This is a genomic window from Paraburkholderia phenazinium (assembly GCF_900142845.1).
Taxonomy (GTDB): Bacteria; Pseudomonadota; Gammaproteobacteria; order Burkholderiales; family Burkholderiaceae; genus Paraburkholderia; species Paraburkholderia phenazinium_A.
On the sequence record NZ_FSRU01000001.1, the window covers coordinates 2,729,670 to 2,748,175 of the forward strand.

Here is an 18,506-nt window from a genome sequence, read left to right on the forward strand (position 1 = left end):
CTTCAACGGAGAGATGAGCGATGGCCTCGAAAAACATCCGCAGAGCAACGGCAGAGGACGTACCGGTTCTTACACAGATCCGCAACGATGCGCATGCGAAGAAAGTGGTTCATGGCGATTATGCGTGGGGCAAGGAAGGCGACGGATTTTCCGAGCGATGGGTGCGAAACAATGTCGCCGAAAAAGAAGTGTATGTCGTTGAACTGGATGGCACGCCGGTCGGAACATTTTCACTCGATCTCGACGACGAAAAGCACTGGGGACCTCAGGAACCGATCGCCGGTTATGTGCATGGGCTGTGCGTGCGGGAAGGCTTTAACGGACGTGGACTCGGCCGCTTCATGCTTGACTGGTGCGCTAACAGGGTAAGCGGCTTGAACCGGCGTTTTGTTCGACTCGACTGTGCCGTCCAGAACGCGAAGCTATGCGCCTACTACGAGTCGCTTGGCTTTATCCGCGTAGGGCTGAAGTCCGACGGCTATGTCTGGTCACTCTACGAGAAATCGGCTGACTAACCTGCTTTGGCCTCTTGCCGCGGCCATTCGTTCGACCGGGTTACCCGGCATCGCTTTAGAATTCAGAAGAATTGTCCCCTAAGCGCTTCACCCCTGACGAGGCGAGGAGAAGAGATGTCATGAACAGACGAAGCCTTCTAAAAGGAGTTGCCGCGCTGCCCGTCCTTGCCACCACCTCGACCTTCGCCGATACGCCTTCCGCCGTGTCTAAAGCGGGCCGCGTGCGGCCCAGCGATCCCGCCTGGCCGAAAGCGAATGAATGGGAGTCGCTGAGTCGAGCGGTGGGCGGAAATCTGTTGCAACCCACGACGATCTGGCAGGCCTGCGCGGAAGCGCCCCGCTCGCCCACCTGCCTCGCCCGCCTCAAGGAAGCGCGCAACCCGATCGCTCTCGGCGACGATCCCGGCGGCACCCAGGTTTCCGGCTGGCTCGACGCATGGACGCCCAACGCGAGCGCCTACGCAGTGGCGGCCCGTTCTACCGCAGACGTGGTTGCGGGCGTCAATTTCGTCCGTCAACACAATTTGCGCATGGTCGTGAAAGGCGGCGGCCACAGTTACCTTGGCGGTTCGAACGCGGTGGATTCTCTTCTGATCTGGACCCGTGCGATGAACCGTATCGAGCTGCATGACGCTTTCGTTCCATCAGGCTGCACGACACCCCCGACGCCGGCTGTGACCGTAGAAGCAGGTTGCATGTGGATCGATGTCTACACCGCCGTCACCACCCAGGTGGGACGATACGTCCAGGGCGGCGGCTGTACGAGCGTGGGCGTAGCCGGCCTCGTCCAGGGCGGCGGTTTCGGATCGTTCTCGAAGCGCTACGGACTGGCGGCCGCGAGCCTGCTCCAGGCCGAGATCGTCACCGCCGACGGCGTGGTCCGCACGGTCAACGCATCGCAGGAGCCCGATCTTTTCTGGGCGCTGAAAGGCGGAGGTGGCGGCACGTTTGGCGTGGTGACCAGGATCACCTTGCAGACCCACGACCTGCCCGAGAACTTCGGCTGGGCGCTGTTCGAGGTCAAGGCGTCATCACGCGACGCTTACCGGCGACTGGTCGAACAGCTCGTCGATTACTATGCCGAACACCTTTTCAGCCCCCAATGGGGCGAGAAGCTTGTTTTTCAAAGCGACGGAATTCGCGTGGCGATGGCGTGTCAGGGGCTGAGCAACGAACAGGCTAAATCGGCCTGGGCACCCTTCATCGCCTGGGTGCGCGCCGTGCCGGCGGACTTCACCTTCAGCGAAGCACCTCACATCGGCGCCAGCCCGGCACGCCGCTGGTGGGATATCGAGGCCAACCCGGGACTGGTGCCCGACCCGCGCCCTGAAGCCCCCAGCAACCATGGCTGGTGGCGCGGCGATGGCGATGAGGTCTCGCTATTTCTGCACGGCTACGAGTCGCAATGGCTGCCCGCCACGCTGCTCGCACCTGCCCAACGCGGTCGGCTTGCCGAGGCGCTCATGGAGGCCGCTCAATTTCAGGCCGTGGAGTTGCATCTCAACAAAGGACTCGCAGGCGCACCACCGGAGGTGAACGAACAAGCGCGTCAGTGCGCCATGAATCCGAGCGTCGCCGACGCCTTCGCCCTGATGATTACGGCTGCAGGCGGCCCGCCGCCGTTTGCGGGTCTGCCGATCGCTCCACCTGACATGGCACAGGCACATCGCAATGCCGAGGGTGTCGCCAAGGCTGCGGCTGTTCTCAAAGCGTTGTCGCCACAAAGCGGCGCCTATATTTCGGAGACCGACTTTTTTCGCGGAGATTGGCGCGAGGCGTTCTGGGGGCCTCATTATGCGCGGCTGAAAGCGATCAAAGACCGCTACGACCCGGCGGGCTTCTTTTTCGTCCATCATGGCGTCGGCAGCGAGGACTGGAGTCCCGACGGCTTCACGCCCGTGCGGTCGTAATCGTTTCCGTGTTACGCAATTGGGCTGCGAAGAATCGGACGCAGTTCGTTTCGCGCGTAGACTAGTGCCGCAGGTGCCCTTTGTCACATTGGCGCCGGATGATGGTGGCGCCTTTCGCTCAACATCTTCGAGGAGGGAATGACCATGCCGTATGTCACGACGAAAGACAGTGTCGATATTTTCTACAAAGACTGGGGCCCGAAAGATGCCCAGCCTATCGTGTTCCACCACGGCTGGCCGTTGTCTGCCGATGACTGGGATGCACAGATGCTCTTCTTCGTTCAGAAGGGTTATCGGGTCATCGCGCACGACCGGCGCGGCCATGGTCGTTCGTCGCAGGTCTCCGACGGGCACGACATGGATCACTACGCCGCGGACGCCTTCGCGGTCGTTGAAGCGCTCGATCTGCGCAATGCCGTGCATATCGGCCATTCAACAGGCGGCGGCGAGGTGGCGCGTTACGTGGCGAAGCATGGGCAACCGGCAGGACGGGTCGCCAAGGCGGTGCTGGTGAGCGCCGTGCCTCCGCTGATGCTCAAGACCGAAGCGAATCCCGAAGGTCTTCCGCTCGAGGTGTTCGATGGCTTCCGCAATGCGCTTGCCGCCAACCGCGCCCAGTTTTTCGTCGACGTGCCGAGCGGTCCTTTCTACGGTTTTAACCGTCCCGGTGCGGCCGTCCATCAGGGCGTGATCGATAACTGGTGGCGACAGGGCATGATGGGTAGCGCGCTGGCGCACTACGAAGGCATCAAGGCCTTCTCCGAGACCGACCAGACCGGCGACCTCAAGTCGATTACCGTCCCGACGCTGGTATTACACGGCGAAGACGACCAGATCGTGCCGATCGCCGATGCGGCGTTGAAGTCAATCAAACTGCTTCAGAACGGCACGCTGAAGACCTACCCTGGCTACGCGCACGGCATGTTGACGATCAATGCGGAGATCCTCAACGCGGATCTTCTCGCTTTCGTGCAGGCATAAGCACTACAACATGAGACCGGGCAGACAAAGCCCGGTCAATTTCGCTTTCAAGCCTGCATCCCAACGGCAACCCTGTTCGTCTGTCATCCGGGGGCGTTTCACCATGTCCGACCACAGCGATAGTCAGTCTGTCACGATGTCTGACCGACCCGGTAGTCAATCTGCATTGCGTCAAGTTGCAGCTTCGAGGCTTTTTCTCGGCGCAACGATGGCGATGTTTCTGTCGGGTCTCGGCGCGTCGGCGGCTGCACCACAGATCGTTCTGTTTTTGGTGAAGGAGCTCGGCGCCTCGCTGCCGTTGGCGGGGTTGTACTACTTGACCAGCCTTGCCGCGCCAGTCGCGGGGTATTGCGTCGGCCGCTATTCCGATCGCACAGGGAATCGCCTCGGTCTTTTTCGCATGTGTGCTGTGGCGGGCTTTGTAGGCTGGGCGGGGCTGGCCCTCGCTACTTCGGTCTGGATGCCCTTCATCATCGCCATTGCTTTGCTGGCCGTTTCCGGTGCTAGCGCCTCGCAAATTTTTGCGGCTGTCCACGACGAACTCATCGACAAGCCCGGCGACGCAAATGAAAGTGTCGTCGCCATCATCCGGATGGCGCTGACCGGCGGATGGATCGTCGGGCCGGTCCTGGGTGCGTGGGTGGCGGCTGCCTATGGCCTGCGCCCCATGCTTTGGATGACCTCCATCTGCATGCTTCTGCAGATCGCACCGCTCGGAACGCTGAACCCCACCGTCAAGCTCAAGCCGGCATCGGCGAGCGAGCCCGCGCATCACGCCAGCCTGCGTGCCATGCTTCCACTGCTGACGTTCACAGGACTCTTCGTGCTGGTCTACACAGGGGAGCCGGTAAAGTACGGATTCCTGCTGATCTACATGGAAGAACACCTCAAGCTAAGTCCTGCCGTACGGGGAGCGGTCATCGGGATACAGCCATTCATCGAGCTGCTCATCATGCCCTTCAGCATCGGACTGGGCCGCAAGCTTGGCAACGTATGGCTGATGTGTCTCGCGGCCGCCATGGGGGTCTTTGCCAATCTTTGCTTTGCGCTCTGGCCGTCCGCAGCGGGCATGTTCGCCGGACAGATCCTCATGGGGGGCGTTTGGGGCGTATTTATGGTGCTGGGCATCCTCGTCGCTCAACGCCTGCTTCCCAATGCGGTGGGGACGGCGTCGGCCATCTTCATGAGCTCGACGGCTCTCGCCTCGGCGTTAGGCGGCATCGCGGGAGGTTTCGGGGTTGCATTCCTGGGCCTTCCCAATGTCTTCCTGCTGCCGGCGCTCTGTGCGGGTATCGCCGTTATCGGACTGGCATGGATGGCACGCACCGAAAGCTTCAAGGTGTCTTGAGCCCGCCCTGCGAGTCATGCCTCGGCACGCTGCGGCTGGCGCGTAAGTGGGCGGCGCCGGCCTCGCTGACCCTCACTTCGGCGACGCCGCCGGGTGAATGGGTTCGCGTCAGATAGCCGCGCGCGCTGGCCTCCTCCCAGACCGGCAGGCGCGGGCAAGAGGTGCGCCAGGCTTCGATGACCTCGCTGTACGGCTGGGCGCCCGCCCCGATCCATTCTCGGCGTGACGCTGATCGAGCGCACGACACGCTCAATCGCCCTCACGGAAATCGGGCGGGACTTTCTCCCGCAGGCACGGCGGCTGCTCGGCGAACTGGCCGATGCGTTGGTGGAGATCCGCGAGACCGGCATGGCCCGGCTAGCTGTTATAACCGGTAGGCGCTTCTTCTCCACGCTCCCCTTCACCCACTTCTTCAGCCATGACTATCGCCTTCGAATCCCCCGATCAACCTGACGTGATCGCCCTCATTGCTCAGCTGGACGCTTACCAGGACACCCTGTACCCGCCAGAGAGCAGGCACGTCCTTGAGCTGGCGTCGTTGAGGCAACCCAATGTCCTGTTTGCCGTTGCGAGGGATAGCACGGGTGAGGCCATCGGCTGTGGGGCGATAGTCCTCGGTCCTGAATTTGGCGAACTCAAACGCATGTACGTCAGTCCTCGCGGCCGAGGGCAAGGCGTGGCCAGGAAACTCCTGGCTCTGCTCGAGTCTGGGGCCGTAAGCTCTGGCTGCAAGTTGCTCAAGCTCGAAACCGGACCGTACCAACATGAGGCGCTGGCTTTCTATGCGTCGGCCGGTTACGAGCGCCAGGGACCGTTCGGCGATTACACGAACGACCCGCTGAGTGTGTTCATGCAGAAACACATCGCAGCCTGAGTCCGGGTTTCGTGCGGACACACGATAACCGTCGCGCTTTGCTGGGGTGGTTGACATGGGTGGGGTTAGGCGAGGAAAGGACGTTCGACTCTGCCACCCGAATCGTTGACAATGCGCCTTGGGGATTCGTCCATCGCAGGAGTTAACGAAATGCTTGTTTATATTTTTCGTGGACCCGGTCGTGTGTTCGGCGTGACGGCAGACGCCACGGGGGCGAATCTGCCTGCAAGGTTCGCGCCCTGGGTTTCATTCAAGTCAGTGGAACTGAGCCGGGATAAACCGAACCCCGGCGTTGACCCGGGAGAGTGTCTGGACGACATCGCGAAGTACGGGTTCCACATCACCGATGCTCACGTTCGGATTACAGACCAGGTCGTTTGATGCCGTGTTGTGCATACGGACTCTCTGGATAGGGTACGCGGCAGACCGAAAGCGCTCGTCCACTCTGGTCAATATTGGTGGGTTTCAAGGGCCGGGCCGGGCCGGGCCGGTTGTTATTGGGCTCAGTTCGGCCAGTTTCGGCCGTTCGACGTCGTGGCCTGAATCGTTGACACCGTCAAGACCAAGTTGACCGGATGCGCCGTCCGCTACCTTTTCAATAGGGCCGCGTAGTAGTCGGCGATGTTGTCCTCCGTCCCCTTTGTGATCCGATTGAATACTCGTCCCCATGGCCAGAAGCTGGAACCTGAGGTGGTTCGCAGACCCGGGAATCGGCTTCCGCCAAGGGTGACCATACCCCATTCGCCACCATGATTGCGGCGATACACCTCTCCGACGTAACTTCCGTAGGCTTTCGCAAATGACATGACTTGTTCGTCCGTTGGCTTGGGACTCGTGCTGACGTAGGATGAACTCATTTGCGCCAAGGCCTTTTCGACATTTGCAATACTCGCGTCCGACCAGTCGAGTTTTATTCCAAACTGTTTCGCGGAGAAGTCGACGGCGTCTAGCGAGTAGGCTTCCGCAATTTTCTGGATTTTTGGATCAGGAGAAAAGGACTGGTCAGATGGGGTTTCTGCCAGCGCAACTCCACCACGAACGCAAGCCATCAGGGCGATCAGCACTAACAGGAAGCGCTTTACGATTGTTTTCAAGAGGATTCCCACTCCAAGACAACTCTGAGTCGCTGCAGCGAGTCAGAGTGTTGAATTTTCGCCTCGACCGATCTTATACGTCGGAGCAGCCTATAAGCTATGTGAACGGCAGCTTTCGGCAAATCTGAAGTCCCCTGTGGGTCGACCTGAGCCGCTCGCCGTCGGGCAGCGATCGGTCATCGTGAGACGTTCGACACGAGTGTGTGGATTGAACAATCAGGAAATGTCGCTCCAAAGAAGTCCGACTCATTCAAAGTGGCTTCATCAATACCCGCTATTAGTTTTGATCGATATTGATGAAGTCAGTGCTATTCACCAAGCATTGCGTGAGAAACGATGCCCCAGTTCGCGCAACCACGTCAGAAAGGTATTGATGGCGGGATCCCCAAGGCGTGCACTGTGGACGTAGCTGCAGTAGCGCCATGCCGGCAGGGCCGGCCCGTCGAACGGAAACACGAGACGCCCCTCCTCGACGTCTAGCGCTACAAGCGCGGTCGGGCCCATCGCAATACCCAAGCCATCAATGGCGGCCTGCAAGGTCAAATAAAAGTGGTCCAGTTGCTGGGAATTGCGTGCGGCAAGCCGAGGATTGCCGCACGCCGCAAGCCATTCGGCCCAAAGGCCGGGATAGGTCGCCGTGTGCAGCAGGGTGTGATGCGCCAGGTCCGAAACATGGTGTATCGGATGAGACTCCAACACCTTGGGCGAGCACACCGGCAGTCGGACTTCCGACAGAAATTCGTTGACCACGTAGCCTGCCGGCTTCTGCTCGCTGCCACGAATCGCCACATCGCATTCGTCGCGTAGCCTTTCGATCGGTTCATCCGAAGTAGTCAGTCGCACTTCCACCGCCGGATTGGTCAGCTGAAAGCTGGAAAGCTGCGGCAATAGCCATCGCAACGCGAAAGTGGTCGGCGCATTGACCCGGATGATCTGCTGTCGCGTGACCCGAAGCTGTTCATTGGTCGCCAACGCGATGCGGTCGAGCGCCGCCGATATCTCCGACAAGTAAGCGCGCCCCGGCGCGGTCAGTACGACCCTTCGGCCGCGGCGTTCAAACAGATCGTGTCCAAGCCAGGCTTCCAGTTGTCCCACCTGCCGGCTCACGGCCCCGTGCGTGACGCAAAGCTCATCGGCTGCGGCTGAAAAGCTCTCGACCCTGGCGGCAGCTTCAAACACACGCAGCGCGTTCAACGGTGGCAGACGACGTGGCATACGGTGAATCTCTATGTGAGTTTTCCTGACAATTATGATGAGTTTATATCGATTTTCGTGACTGCGGTGGCCCACTATATTGGGCCACTTGTCCGCAGATCTGCTTCTCGATCTGTTTGATTAAGTCACCAGGAAGACTACCGTATGTCGAATGTTGTTGTGGTTGGCGCGCAGTGGGGCGATGAGGGAAAAGGCCGGATTGTGGATTGGCTTGCCGAGAAAGCGGACATCGTTGTCCGCTACAACGGTGGCCACAACGCCGGCCATACGCTTGTCGTGAATGGTCAGACCTACAAACTGGCGCTGCTTCCCAGCGGGATCGTGCGCGGAAAGCTTGGTCTGATCGGCAACGGCGTCGCCCTTGACCCCGAAGCGCTGCTTGCAGAGATTGACCGCATGGCCGCGCTGGGCATCCGCGTAACGCCAGAGGTGCTGCAGATCGCCGAGACGGCCACGCTTGTTCTGCCGATCCATCGCGCGATCGATGCCGAGCAGGAACGCCTGCGCGCCAAGCCGATCGGCACTACGCTACGCGGTATCGGTCCGGCATACGAAGACAAGGTTGGGCGCCGAGGATTACGCGTCAGCGACCTTGCTGAACCGGAACTGCTCGCTCAAAAGCTCGATGGACTGCTTGAGCACCATAACGCGTGGTTTCGCGGCCTCGGTCTGGAACCTTTCCAGCGAGACCGGATGTTGAGCGACCTGCTTGCCATGGCACCAAGAATCCTGCCGTTCATGGGACGCGTCTGGGAACAGCTCGACAACGCCCATTCATCGGGCAAGCGCACGGTATTCGAAGGCTCGCAAGCCGTGATGCTTGACGTGGATTGGGGTAGCTATCCCTATGTGACGTCGTCGACCACCGTCGCCGCTGGCGCTGCCAGTGGCACCGGCATCGCCCCTTCGCGCATTGGGCAGGTACTTGGCGTCAGCAAGGTCTATGCAACGCGTGTTGGCGAAGGCCCTTTCACGTCCGAAGTGGATGGAAAACTCGGTGACGTGCTCAGGCAGCGCGGTGGCGAGTATGGAGTCAATACCGGCCGTCCGCGTCGCTGCGGTTGGCTGGACACGGTGCAACTGCGGCAGAGCAGCAAGGTCGCCGGTATCAACCTCCTGGCGCTGACGAAGCTGGATGTTCTCGACGGTTTCGATTCGGTCTACCTGTGCGTAGGCTATGAGCTTGATGGGAAGCGCATCGACTACATGCCGTCCACCAACACCGCGCAGCAACGCCTGCAGCCGGTTCTCAAGCGCTTTGATGGTTGGGACGGTTCGACCCGGGGCATCCGGTCTTATGACGACCTGCCCCGCCAGGCCGCAGCGCTGATCGAAGCGATTCAGCAGGAAGTCGGCATTCCGGTGTCAATGGTTACCACTGGCGCTGAACGTGATGACGCGATTGTCGTGCGATCTCCATTCGAGGAAACTGACGGCATAGCAGTTTGATTGACCCATGCCGGCGCCTCCGCAGCGAGCAGCCGGTGGCGCTACCGGACCGAGCGATAGGTTTCCGCGCGGTCAGCATGGGTCAGCACCAGTTGCCAGAGTTGTCCTTGCCGTGACCGGAAAAATCCCGCGCAGCAAAGCAGATAGTATTTCCACATCAGGTAAAAGCGCTTGTCGTAGCGTGACTGGAGGCGCGGCCATGCCGCGTCGAAGCGGTCCCACCATGCCATCAAGGTGCGGTCATAGTCCTGCCCAAAGTTGTGCCAGTCTTCGATGATAAAGCGGCCTTCAACCGCGTCGGAAATCTGTTTTGCAGAGGGAAGCTTCCCATTCGGAAAGATATATTTGTCGAGCCAGGGGTCAGTTCCCTGGCTGGTCGAGGCTATTCCGATGGAGTGCAGCAGGAACAGACCTTCGGGGGCCAGCAGGCGCTTCGCGGTATCGAAGTAGGTTGCATAGTTCTTCGGTCCTACATGCTCGAACATGCCGACGGAGACGATCTTGTCAAAACGCCCTCGCAGTTCGCGATAATCCTGAAGGATCAATGTGATCGGTAGTCCTTTGCAACGTTCTTTGGCCAGCGCCAGTTGCTCTTTCGAAACAGTGACGCCCGTCACTACGACACCGTATCGCTCAGCGGCGAATCTGGCGAGCCCGCCCCAGCCACAGCCTATGTCGAGTAGCGTTTCTCCAGCGCGGAGCTTCAGCTTTCGACAGATCATGTCCAGTTTGTCGAACTGTGCCTGCTCCAGATCTTTCGCGTTTTCCCAGTAGCCGCATGAATAGATCATGCGGCTGTCCAGCATGGCCTCGAATACATCATTGCCCGCATCGTAGTGACGTTCGCCCACCTGGAACGCGCGGTCTTTCGATTGCAGGTTCAAAAAGCGATGACGGAGATGCTCGAAGACAAGTCGAAGCTTCGAGATACCCACCGCGGCCGATTCGATATCGGTGCGGAGCAACCTCGTGAACAGTTCGTCGAGTTGTTGGCACTCCCACTGGCCATCCATGTAAGCCTCGCCGAAGCCAAGGGACCAACTGGAAAATACCCGCCTGTAGACTTCCTGATCGACAACCCGAATATCCCAGCTACGGTCGCCGTTGATCTCCACGTCGGCCTTCTCGAGCAGCGAGGCCAGAATGTCAGGTGCGTCGCTAGCCTGGTCCGGAAGATCGCATTGGGACTGGCGCAGAGACTGCTGTTCTTGATTCATACCGATTCCAGTTACACGAGTATTGTTTGCCGCGGACCTACCGCCATCTGGTTTTGGGGCAGCACGATAGCTGGGGCTACCGAGGTTGTGAAATTTAAAATACGCATTGACCCGATAGGTTCAGGCTGCATCGCGGATCGTGCCGTTTGCGGCATCAATGCCGACTGAAGTCGGCGTTATCTGCACGAGCCCAAAGCCGCTCGCGCCCCGAGTGCCGATACGGAGGTTTCGCAGTACGGACATTTCCCCGATCCTTTCTGTCGTTTTGTTGGAACGGATGTTCACATACTCTCTATGCCGCCGTGAAATGCTTATCGCTGATCGGCGCGATTGACAGGGGTTATCGGAGGGAGGGCATGCGCCTTACGGACGGCCTCAAGCATAAGCGAGCCTTTGAGCTTTTTGGTTAGCTCGTCAGGTCGTACCCGCGAATCAGGCGGTCTGCTTTATTCGGGTCGTCCTGCTGAGGCCGATATGTCCATAGATGCCCCGCATCCATTAGCGCGTGCACAAGGATGGGAAGAATCAGATTGCCGGTGAGGATCGCCAGGATTCCAAGAAGCGCGCCGACCACTGCGGTCTTTGCGATTGCGCGTACACCCTGGTAGAAGTGCGCCAATCCGAACGCCACCGAGCTGAGTAGCCAGGCGGCGGTCAGTCCAAGAGACAGCGAGCCTTCGAATTTTCCTGAGAAAAACTGGAGCAGATAGCCGCGATAAAGCACCTCCTCGCAGATGCCAGCAGTCAGGCTGACAGCCAGCCACCAGCATCTTTCCTCCGTCGTTACCGGAAGAAAAAAGCGGAAGCTACCGGCGACCTTCGCGTATTGCGCCCTGCGATCAGTCGTTGACCCGAGGAACACCATCTGAACGAAGAACGCGAAGATAAGGATTCCTATCAGGATGGACAGTCCCAGACGCACCGGGGTCACGCCGAGCAACCAGAACATGTCATCGACGCGTCGCTCCGTCAGCAGGATATTTCCAGGCAGGATCAGCACGACGGCAACCGCGGATGTGGTCCATGTCCAGAGAACGATCGAACGGTACGCCGATAGTCTGCCCGCAGTACTGGTAAACCGTTGCAGACTTCGCGTCCGGCGTAAGCCGTGGAAGGGCTGCAAGGCGACTAGTGCCACGGCGAAGATTTGTCGTAGGTGCGGAACGACATCAACGATGCTGATAGACATGGAATCTCGCTCCAGGGCATGCCGCCCTCTGCCAAGCCGCATGTTTATAGAAGTGCAGTGACTTTTACATACTCTTCCAGAAATTGTCTATTTTCGCCGTGCGCGGCCTGATATGTGAGCGTTTTTTGTCCGCTTGGGAATATGCGCGGTGATTCAATGGCTGCTTTGGGGCGGTTTGACCATTTCTTCGGGGTCGGCTTATGTCGTTCGCATGTTTGCTGGCCGCTGCCATTGATCATAGTCTGCGTCGGAAGGGGTGGACCGCCCCGGATTCCCGGGGCGGTTCAGCCGCCCATCTGGTGGCAAGACCATAACAAGGTCAAGCACCACCGCGACAAACACTTTCCAAAAGCAAACTTAAAGAACTGCGTCAACTCGATAGCCGCGCTCTTTGTTGCAGTGTTACACCTCTACGAAGAGCCGGGACGCAACGGCGAGCTTCTTCAACTGCCCCGGCTGCTCAACGTCGGAGACCAGCACTTTAGGGGGACCCAGATGGGGCGCTATGGAAACAGCTACAGGTACGAAGTACGGTGACGGCCAAACGGTCAATCGACACGGATGGCCGGTAGCAATGGGGCTGTCTGATACGATGCGTCAGGCGGTACTCGGTCACTTTCCGTCGGTCATGTTGGACCGCTAGATCATCGACGACCGCTGCTTTGGCAACTGTCAATTCACGAGTTCTTTCGCTCGTTCCTGTAAAAGGTCCAGACGTGTGCAGAAAGGTCTACCCGGATTTCGTGCAGTATCGCAGTCAGGCGGCACAAGTATCTGACGCTTACTTTTACGAGTCTTATGGTGACCGGATGAAGGCCTTTGAGATGCGCGCGGACAACGGCGCTGTCGTGTTTCACCAGGGCTCCCGTGGCCAGCAAGCGTTGACTTCGCTGGTCGAAATCTCTTTTAGCACTATGAGTTCAACCTCCAATTACGCTGATCGAATGTCTGGTTTTTAGAGCCTAGGAGGACCGCTCAGGGTCGTCTTATGCCTATCGGATGAATGAGGCGTCTAACTCACGCGGCTCCGCTGCGTCGCTTCAAAGATCGTTGCCGATTTGGGGTGTGGATCGTCGGCGTTTCACTAAAGATCGCCTAGAGCGCGCCGTTAAATGATGCATTCGGGTTGGCATCCTAGATGCGTCAATGGTGAACGGCCAAAATAGCAGCCGACCTTTCCAGCGTATCGATCCGATTCACTCGACCTACAAGAAAAGTCAGGGGGTAACGTGCCAGAGTGCTGCAATTGCGGAAAGATGTTCTTTATCGGTGGCCAGTCGATTGACGGCTATCGCTATTGTGGAGCGAGGTGCTCACAACGGCATTCGGTCATCGTGGCTGCTGAACGCCTGCCTGCGGCCGCGGTTCATCAATTCGTCGAGAGATGGCGGCATGGGCCATGCCCGATATGTAAACGCCAGGACGGTCCGATCGACGTACACGCTGCACACCGCGTTGTCTCACTGCTCATCGTGACGCAATGGGCCACACAGCGGCACGTTTCCTGTCGACGATGCGGTCGAAACAAGCAATTGCTTGCAATTCTCCAATCCGCTGTCTGGGGATGGTGGGGGATCCCGTGGGGTCTCGTCATCACCCCGATTCAGATTGTACGCAACGTCGTGGGCGTTGCCAGACGTGAGACGGCCACGGCTACGATGCACTTCGAGCAAGTCGTCCGTAGAGAGTTAGCGGCACAGCAGCTACAAAGCGCGCGGAGGGACGTTCAGGCCTGATGACAACCAAAACCGTCGTTGCCCACTCGTTCGAGGTATGTAGTAGTCCGCGAGGATGGCACATCTCGATACGCACAAGTGCAGCCATAAACGTTGTATGAATGGCTGGTTTTGGCAAATCCAAAGGTCTGTTGCAGGTCGACATGTGCTTGACGCGTCGGGTACCCGTCGGCACTGCTTCTACAATAGCGTCCCAGTGTCCGTTCAATTTTCATGGATGGACACGATACTTTCAAGCCCGTTGCCGCAATTCGAGACCTCCTGTCCACGCGCTTGAGACGCATTCGAGGTCCGGCGACGAAATTTCTCAGCTCGGCCAGTTTCGACCGTTCAACTTGGGTATCCAGATCGTTGTCAATCAATTGTCGCTAGATTTCCGAAGCTGATTTCCTTCTACATCCAACACAATGACTACCTCTCCCAATACCGCTTCTCAGGTGGTTCAAGAATTTTGGCGCCTCATGGCCACAAACGATTTTCACGCCGTCGAGGCGGTTCTGGCGCAGGACTTCATCCTTGAGTGGCCTCAATCGAAAGAGCGTATCCGGGGCGCCACCAATTTTGCGTTACTCAACACCGAATATCCGGCGCATGGGCCATGGGTCTTCACGATCAATCGTATCTTCGGGAGTGAAAATGAGGCTGTGTCGGATGTGTTTGTCACAGACGGCGTCCAACACGCGAGAGCAATATCGCTCTTCACGATTGCACACGGCAAGGTCACGCACATGGTCGAATTTTGGCCAGAGCCATACGAAGCTCCGTTTGATCGCGCGCGATTTGTCGAGCGAATTGAGTGAACGACGCGTGAAGCAGCAACGTCACCGCAGATTTACCACCTGAACGGCAGCTTTCGGGAAAATTGTCGGGTACGTTACGGTCCGCCGCACGATGCGGGGCCGGCGAGTTCACGCGTGCTGGACATTGGGCGGGGTTCGCAGCCAGGAGGCGACGCATGCTCGACGGCGACATATGGCGGAACTTGAACGGGTTTCGGTCATTCGGCGTGTCTGATGACACGTCGCACTCGCCACGGCAAAGCCGCTAGAATGTGAGTGCACCATACACGGGGATATAGACGATGTTCGAGTTTCTAGCGAAGCTTTTCAGCATGATTATGGGACTTTGGAACAAGCTCCCAGAGTCTGCCAAGGAAGCAATTATCAAGGCAGTGGTAGATACCTTCGAAGCAATGTTCCGCGCTTTCTTCAAAGCAAACAAGGACGGAAAAGCCAATGCTTAACTTCAAGCCGAATCTGCCTATCACTGAAAAACTCGCTATCGAAGACGGCGAGAAGAAGAGCTTCAAAGAGTTTTTAAAGTCTCAACAGGGAGCGACTGCGCTTCAGATTACGGCACTTGCACTGAAAAGCAACCTGACCACCACCATTGCGGGAATCAGCAGCGCCGCTGCGATTTTTGGGGGAAAGGAAACCGAGCAAAGCTTTGCTCAGGGCGTGAAAGAAATCGTGCAAAGTGAAGGCTTTACGGACGAACTGAGCCAGTCTATCGGAATCCCATTGCGCGACGAAACAGAAGACCAGTTCGTTGTTCGAGCCAAGGCGAAGATGACCGACTTGCTCCGAAAGAAGCTCTCGAAGTAACGAGAAAAGCCTTCAAACGAGGCCCGCTCAAGGCGGGCTTGCAGTGCTTCGTGGGAATGTCTCATATCGGTGCGCAGCGGACCGTCGCCCCTGCTATCTGAGTGACTCAAACGGGTCGACAAGGGAAGTTCGTACCGAGCTCGGGCAGGTAACTGACGGGCGCTGGCCGAACTTCCGGGCTCGGCCGTTCGGCAGAGCTATGCAGATCGCGGACAATGAAGGTAGCATCAGACCAAACAAACACCGGTGAAAAACGAAGAATTTGACGCGTTCTTGGAACGCTCTCTTGCTGAACTCCGCGACAAGCAGACGGTTCTATCTAGTTCGTTCGGCATCGGGAGCCGTGAGCGTTTCGTTGTCGATTTTTCGTCTACTCTTTTAACATTTTTCGACGGTGAAGCCCCAGCCGTCGAGGCTTCAATATTGCCGGTAGGAACGCATTCCCTCGACAAACAGCGTTTTCGTTGGTCTTGGTCGGATGAAGGTCTTCCGATGGACGTGCAGGATGCGTCCAGAAAAACGCAGTCTTTATATAACTTGACGGGCTTTGAGGTTTTCAGGCAAGCGACAATCCCATGCGATGAGACGATGGCATGGGAAATCGCAGCGATGTCATGTTCTGCCCTCGCGGCCGATGGGATTTACCGAATCCCCAATGGATCAAACCAGTATTACGTTCTGCTCCTTTCCGTCCGGCGATGTCTATTCTGAAAGGCTGCTTTCGGCAAAGCTGAAAGGTTCTTTGGATATGACCTGTGTCCACCGCATCGGGCAACAGCCAGCTTGGAGGAGACGTTCGACAGAGCCTCATAGATCGTCAACAATGCAATCTCTATCTGGACGCAACCTGTTGCTGCACGGTTCGAAGTAACCGATGGCGTCGTCGATTTGCTTGGGTGTCAATATCAGGATCAACGTATGCCCCGCTCCGAACGTCTCCTCGATCTCTTGCAAGTTTTACGGCGTTATCGACGTCCCGTGAGTGGTCACGCTTTGGCCGAGGAGCTCGGCGTGAGCATCCGCACGCTATACCGGGACATCGCCAGTCTGCAAGCGCAAGGAGCAATGATCGAGGGGGAGCCGGGCGTTGGTTATGTTATGAAGCCGGGTTTTATGCTGCCGCCAATGATGTTCCGCTCGGAGGAACTCGACGCCCTGGTTCTTGGCATGCGCTGGGTGGCTGATCGCGGCGACAAGACGCTATCGGACGGCGCGCTGAGCACGCTGGCGAAGGTGGCCGCCGTACTGCCCACTGAACTGCGTCGAGAACTGGAGGAATCGTCGCTGCTAGTCGGCGCGCCGTTGAAGAGACCTGCCCACAAGGTCTCGCCAGACCTTCTACGTGCAGCAGTTCGAGCGGAGCGAAAGCTTAATATTACTTATGAGGACGGCAATGGTACTAACTCGCAGCGTGTAGTTTGGCCGTTTGCCTTGGTGTATTTCGACCAGGCCCGGGTGCTGATGTGTTGGTGCGAGCTTCGAGCAGACTTTCGGAATTTCCGCTCGGACCGGATCTCGAACGTCGAGCAAATGCAGGAGCGCTACCCCAAAAAACGGTCAACGCTGCTTCGTGAGTGGCGCAAGGTCCATCATGTAGCTAGCCGCATGATACTGCCAGAATCTGACAGTATGGACCATTAAACTGAGCTTCCTCTCTTAATCAGGAACTCAAAATGAAGTTCGCATCTGTTCGTGTTGTTACCCAGAATCTCGAAGATCTGATTGAGTTTTACCAAGAACTTTCCGGTATCGAGGCTGCACGTCCGGCTGATGGATTTGCCGAAATGCAGTTCGAAGGGGCGGTGCTTGCGATTTCGTCTGAGCACCTGATTAAGCTTTTTAATGTCGGTGCTGCCACAGCGGCTGCGAATCAGTCGGCGATCCTGGAGTTTGAAGTGGAGGACGTTGACGCAGTGTTCGAGCGAATGAATGCATCGGGGACAGACATCGTTATGCCGACGACGTCGATGCCGTGGGGCAATCGCTCGCTGTTGCTGCGTGACCCGGATGGGAACCTCGTTAACATATTTTCTCGACCAAAGCGTTGAGGAAACCCGCCGGAACACGGTAACTTTCCTTGACTTCGGTTGCTCATCACGGCCGCCCGTAGCTTCGCTGGCCGTTCATTTGCGAACGGCCGTTTTAGGGAGACACGAACGTCCCTTCAGTCGAACTGAGCCGATCGCCAGTGAATCTGAACATTCTCGACGGCTACATTCGCTACCGTCAAACGAGTACTAGCCCGAGTGATCAAGAGTCTGCACGTTACCATCACGGCGATTTACTGCGTGCGCTGTTGGCGTCTGGCCGACCGCTGTGTACCGCCACGCTCTGCAGATGGAGAGCAGTTACGGGATCACCTGGCAGGCCGCTGAGCCCGACTATCCAGAGCGGCACACGTTGATTCGCTGCCTTACGGAACCGTAAATTGGGCTGGCAATCATTTCGGCGTGGTCAGGTCAATCGCGCAAGCCGATGCAGTTACCCCACGGATCGCGCACCTGGCACATGAGCTTTCCCTCTTCGATCTTCCCCGGCCCCCGATACAGGGTCGCGCCAGCCGCAACGAAGTGCGCGAGTGCGGCATCGAAATCATCCACAGTCCAATACACGACGCTGCCGGCCGCGCCTGACGACACCTTCTCGTCGCTGGGGACGATCTCAATGCCGACACCTTTGAACTCGAGATAAGTGAAGTCGAAATCGCTCACGTGACGCAACTCCGATCCGACGAAAGCGGACTGATACCACTGCAATCCGGCCGGCACGTCAGGGACGTGAATAAGCACTGCGCATATCGGTTGAGTCGTGTGCGGAGTCCTGTTTATTTCGGACTCGCGATGATACTCTCTGCGAACTCAAACTTGGAGCATTCGATGCGAATTCGAACCGCATATTTCAAAGTCGCCGACATGACACGCGCTGTAACGTTCTGGAAGAACCTGTTAGGACAGCCGCCCAGTCGCACGTCGGAGAAGTGGACGGAGTTCTTCGTGGGCGAGGTTCGCCTCGGTTTGCTGTTGAACGATTTCGGCGACGAACTCGTCGGCAGCGCATGCGTGCCTGTGTTCGAATTCGATGCGGCGGCGTTGCAGGATTTCCTCGCCCGTGCGAAGGCGCTTGGCGCGACGGTCGTACTGGATGGCATCAGCGACAAAACCACGAACACCATCGTAATGGCGAGCCCCGATGGTCACGAGTTCGAGTTGTGTACCTGTCACGAGTAGGTTCCGCGGCTGACGCCAAGGCGCGCGGTATCGAGCGGGGGCTAAACCGCCCCCTCCCCGAAACAACCCTTACCTTTAACCAAAAAACATAAAGTTTCGCCCCCAGCCGCCGATATTGACAGTAACACCGGACTGTCTGGTCCGGAC

General features: G+C 58.0%; 19 protein-coding genes and 1 pseudogene. 15 read left to right on the forward strand and 5 right to left on the reverse strand.

The annotated features are described in order from the left end of the window. Nucleotides 1–20 precede the first annotated feature (20 nt). From BUS12_RS11875 to BUS12_RS11910, 7 genes and pseudogenes are all read left to right on the forward strand, one after another. Nucleotides 21–515, forward strand: coding sequence for a GNAT family N-acetyltransferase (locus BUS12_RS11875; protein ID WP_074295876.1), 495 nt, complete (start codon nucleotides 21–23; stop codon nucleotides 513–515). 119 nt (nucleotides 516–634) lie between these two features. Next, on the forward strand, nucleotides 635–2,425 hold the full coding sequence (locus BUS12_RS11880) for an FAD-dependent oxidoreductase (protein WP_074295877.1): 1,791 nt from the start codon (nucleotides 635–637) through the stop codon (nucleotides 2,423–2,425). A gap of 144 nt (nucleotides 2,426–2,569) precedes the next feature. Then, nucleotides 2,570–3,406 carry an alpha/beta fold hydrolase gene (locus tag BUS12_RS11885; RefSeq protein WP_074297398.1) on the forward strand — a complete coding sequence of 279 codons (837 nt, stop codon included), beginning with the start codon at nucleotides 2,570–2,572 and terminating at the stop codon, nucleotides 3,404–3,406. A gap of 103 nt (nucleotides 3,407–3,509) precedes the next feature. After that, nucleotides 3,510–4,754, forward strand: a complete 1,245-nt coding sequence (locus tag BUS12_RS11890) for an MFS transporter (protein WP_074295878.1) — start codon at nucleotides 3,510–3,512, stop codon at nucleotides 4,752–4,754. 213 nt (nucleotides 4,755–4,967) lie between these two features. After that, nucleotides 4,968–5,111: pseudogene (locus BUS12_RS38140) on the forward strand (LysR family transcriptional regulator); the annotation flags it as partial. 61 nt (nucleotides 5,112–5,172) lie between these two features. Then, nucleotides 5,173–5,628 carry a GNAT family N-acetyltransferase gene (locus BUS12_RS11905; protein WP_074295880.1) on the forward strand — a complete coding sequence of 152 codons (456 nt, stop codon included), beginning with the start codon at nucleotides 5,173–5,175 and terminating at the stop codon, nucleotides 5,626–5,628. A gap of 150 nt (nucleotides 5,629–5,778) precedes the next feature. Then, entirely contained in the window at nucleotides 5,779–6,009 is a 231-nt protein-coding gene (locus BUS12_RS11910; RefSeq protein WP_074295881.1) for a hypothetical protein, read from the forward strand. A gap of 206 nt (nucleotides 6,010–6,215) precedes the next feature. On the opposite strand, the gene BUS12_RS11915 is transcribed toward BUS12_RS11910, so the two are convergent. Further along, a complete protein-coding gene (locus BUS12_RS11915; protein WP_074295882.1) occupies nucleotides 6,216–6,722 on the reverse strand; it encodes a hypothetical protein in 507 nt (168 codons plus the stop codon). A 312-nt stretch (nucleotides 6,723–7,034) separates the two neighbouring features. Then, on the reverse strand, nucleotides 7,035–7,937 hold the full coding sequence (gene gcvA / locus BUS12_RS11920) for a transcriptional regulator GcvA (protein ID WP_074295883.1): 903 nt from the start codon (nucleotides 7,935–7,937) through the stop codon (nucleotides 7,035–7,037). Between the two features lie 144 nt (nucleotides 7,938–8,081). Here gcvA and BUS12_RS11925 point away from each other — a divergent pair, with 144 nt between their 5' ends. Beyond that, nucleotides 8,082–9,386 (forward strand): adenylosuccinate synthase, encoded by a 1,305-nt coding sequence (locus BUS12_RS11925; RefSeq protein ID WP_074295884.1) that lies wholly within the window; start codon nucleotides 8,082–8,084, stop codon nucleotides 9,384–9,386. Between the two features lie 41 nt (nucleotides 9,387–9,427). Here BUS12_RS11925 and cfa read toward each other — a convergent pair whose 3' ends face one another. Both cfa and BUS12_RS11935 read right to left on the reverse strand, forming a co-directional pair. Continuing rightward, nucleotides 9,428–10,603, reverse strand: a complete 1,176-nt coding sequence (gene cfa, locus BUS12_RS11930) for a cyclopropane fatty acyl phospholipid synthase (RefSeq protein ID WP_074295885.1) — start codon at nucleotides 10,601–10,603, stop codon at nucleotides 9,428–9,430. 406 nt (nucleotides 10,604–11,009) lie between these two features. Continuing rightward, complete coding sequence (locus BUS12_RS11935; protein ID WP_074295886.1) at nucleotides 11,010–11,792, reverse strand: CPBP family intramembrane glutamic endopeptidase; 783 nt, start codon at nucleotides 11,790–11,792, stop codon at nucleotides 11,010–11,012. 2,143 nt (nucleotides 11,793–13,935) lie between these two features. Here BUS12_RS11935 and BUS12_RS11950 point away from each other — a divergent pair. The 6 genes from BUS12_RS11950 (at nucleotide 13,936) to BUS12_RS11970 (ending at nucleotide 17,180) form a co-directional block, all read left to right on the forward strand. Continuing rightward, the gene (locus BUS12_RS11950; RefSeq protein ID WP_074295889.1) at nucleotides 13,936–14,328 is read left to right on the forward strand and encodes a nuclear transport factor 2 family protein; all 393 of its coding nucleotides are present in this window, start codon (nucleotides 13,936–13,938) and stop codon (nucleotides 14,326–14,328) included. 281 nt (nucleotides 14,329–14,609) lie between these two features. Further along, the gene (locus BUS12_RS38775; protein WP_171991629.1) at nucleotides 14,610–14,771 is read left to right on the forward strand and encodes a hypothetical protein; all 162 of its coding nucleotides are present in this window, start codon (nucleotides 14,610–14,612) and stop codon (nucleotides 14,769–14,771) included. Further along, on the forward strand, nucleotides 14,764–15,132 hold the full coding sequence (locus BUS12_RS11955; protein ID WP_074295890.1) for a hypothetical protein: 369 nt from the start codon (nucleotides 14,764–14,766) through the stop codon (nucleotides 15,130–15,132). Before BUS12_RS38775 ends, BUS12_RS11955 begins: the two co-directional genes overlap by 8 nt. Before the next feature lie 246 nt (nucleotides 15,133–15,378). Then, nucleotides 15,379–15,843 carry a DUF6882 domain-containing protein gene (locus tag BUS12_RS11960; RefSeq protein ID WP_074295891.1) on the forward strand — a complete coding sequence of 155 codons (465 nt, stop codon included), beginning with the start codon at nucleotides 15,379–15,381 and terminating at the stop codon, nucleotides 15,841–15,843. Between the two features lie 207 nt (nucleotides 15,844–16,050). After that, nucleotides 16,051–16,773 carry a helix-turn-helix transcriptional regulator gene (locus tag BUS12_RS11965; protein WP_074295892.1) on the forward strand — a complete coding sequence of 241 codons (723 nt, stop codon included), beginning with the start codon at nucleotides 16,051–16,053 and terminating at the stop codon, nucleotides 16,771–16,773. A 32-nt stretch (nucleotides 16,774–16,805) separates the two neighbouring features. Then, nucleotides 16,806–17,180 (forward strand): VOC family protein, encoded by a 375-nt coding sequence (locus BUS12_RS11970; RefSeq protein ID WP_074295893.1) that lies wholly within the window; start codon nucleotides 16,806–16,808, stop codon nucleotides 17,178–17,180. A gap of 411 nt (nucleotides 17,181–17,591) precedes the next feature. On the opposite strand, the gene BUS12_RS11975 is transcribed toward BUS12_RS11970, so the two are convergent. Continuing rightward, nucleotides 17,592–17,921, reverse strand: coding sequence for a VOC family protein (locus BUS12_RS11975; RefSeq protein WP_253190055.1), 330 nt, complete (start codon nucleotides 17,919–17,921; stop codon nucleotides 17,592–17,594). Nucleotides 17,922–18,008: 87 nt separating this feature from the next. Between BUS12_RS11975 and BUS12_RS11980 the strand changes: the two genes are divergently transcribed. Then, nucleotides 18,009–18,359 (forward strand): VOC family protein, encoded by a 351-nt coding sequence (locus BUS12_RS11980; RefSeq protein ID WP_074295895.1) that lies wholly within the window; start codon nucleotides 18,009–18,011, stop codon nucleotides 18,357–18,359. Nucleotides 18,360–18,506 lie beyond the last annotated feature (147 nt).

Bases quoted from the DNA above. Each gene is read 5' to 3' on its own strand.
- BUS12_RS11970 (WP_074295893.1), top strand. From the start codon at position 16,806: ATGAAGTTCGCATCTGTTCGTGTTGTTACCCAGAATCTCGAAGATCTG.
- BUS12_RS11905 (WP_074295880.1), top strand. From the start codon at position 5,173: ATGACTATCGCCTTCGAATCCCCCGATCAACCTGACGTGATCGCCCTC.
- BUS12_RS11950 (WP_074295889.1), top strand. From the start codon at position 13,936: ATGACTACCTCTCCCAATACCGCTTCTCAGGTGGTTCAAGAATTTTGG.
- cfa (WP_074295885.1), bottom strand. From the start codon at position 10,603: ATGAATCAAGAACAGCAGTCTCTGCGCCAGTCCCAATGCGATCTTCCG.
- BUS12_RS11965 (WP_074295892.1), top strand. From the start codon at position 16,051: ATGCCCCGCTCCGAACGTCTCCTCGATCTCTTGCAAGTTTTACGGCGT.
- BUS12_RS11890 (WP_074295878.1), top strand. From the start codon at position 3,510: ATGTCCGACCACAGCGATAGTCAGTCTGTCACGATGTCTGACCGACCC.
- BUS12_RS11925 (WP_074295884.1), top strand. From the start codon at position 8,082: ATGTCGAATGTTGTTGTGGTTGGCGCGCAGTGGGGCGATGAGGGAAAA.
- BUS12_RS11955 (WP_074295890.1), top strand. From the start codon at position 14,764: ATGCTTAACTTCAAGCCGAATCTGCCTATCACTGAAAAACTCGCTATC.
- BUS12_RS11980 (WP_074295895.1), top strand. From the start codon at position 18,009: ATGCGAATTCGAACCGCATATTTCAAAGTCGCCGACATGACACGCGCT.
- BUS12_RS11880 (WP_074295877.1), top strand. From the start codon at position 635: ATGAACAGACGAAGCCTTCTAAAAGGAGTTGCCGCGCTGCCCGTCCTT.
- BUS12_RS11875 (WP_074295876.1), top strand. From the start codon at position 21: ATGGCCTCGAAAAACATCCGCAGAGCAACGGCAGAGGACGTACCGGTT.
- BUS12_RS11935 (WP_074295886.1), bottom strand. From the start codon at position 11,792: ATGTCTATCAGCATCGTTGATGTCGTTCCGCACCTACGACAAATCTTC.
- gcvA (WP_074295883.1), bottom strand. From the start codon at position 7,937: ATGCCACGTCGTCTGCCACCGTTGAACGCGCTGCGTGTGTTTGAAGCT.
- BUS12_RS38775 (WP_171991629.1), top strand. From the start codon at position 14,610: ATGTTCGAGTTTCTAGCGAAGCTTTTCAGCATGATTATGGGACTTTGG.
- BUS12_RS11910 (WP_074295881.1), top strand. From the start codon at position 5,779: ATGCTTGTTTATATTTTTCGTGGACCCGGTCGTGTGTTCGGCGTGACG.
- BUS12_RS11885 (WP_074297398.1), top strand. From the start codon at position 2,570: ATGCCGTATGTCACGACGAAAGACAGTGTCGATATTTTCTACAAAGAC.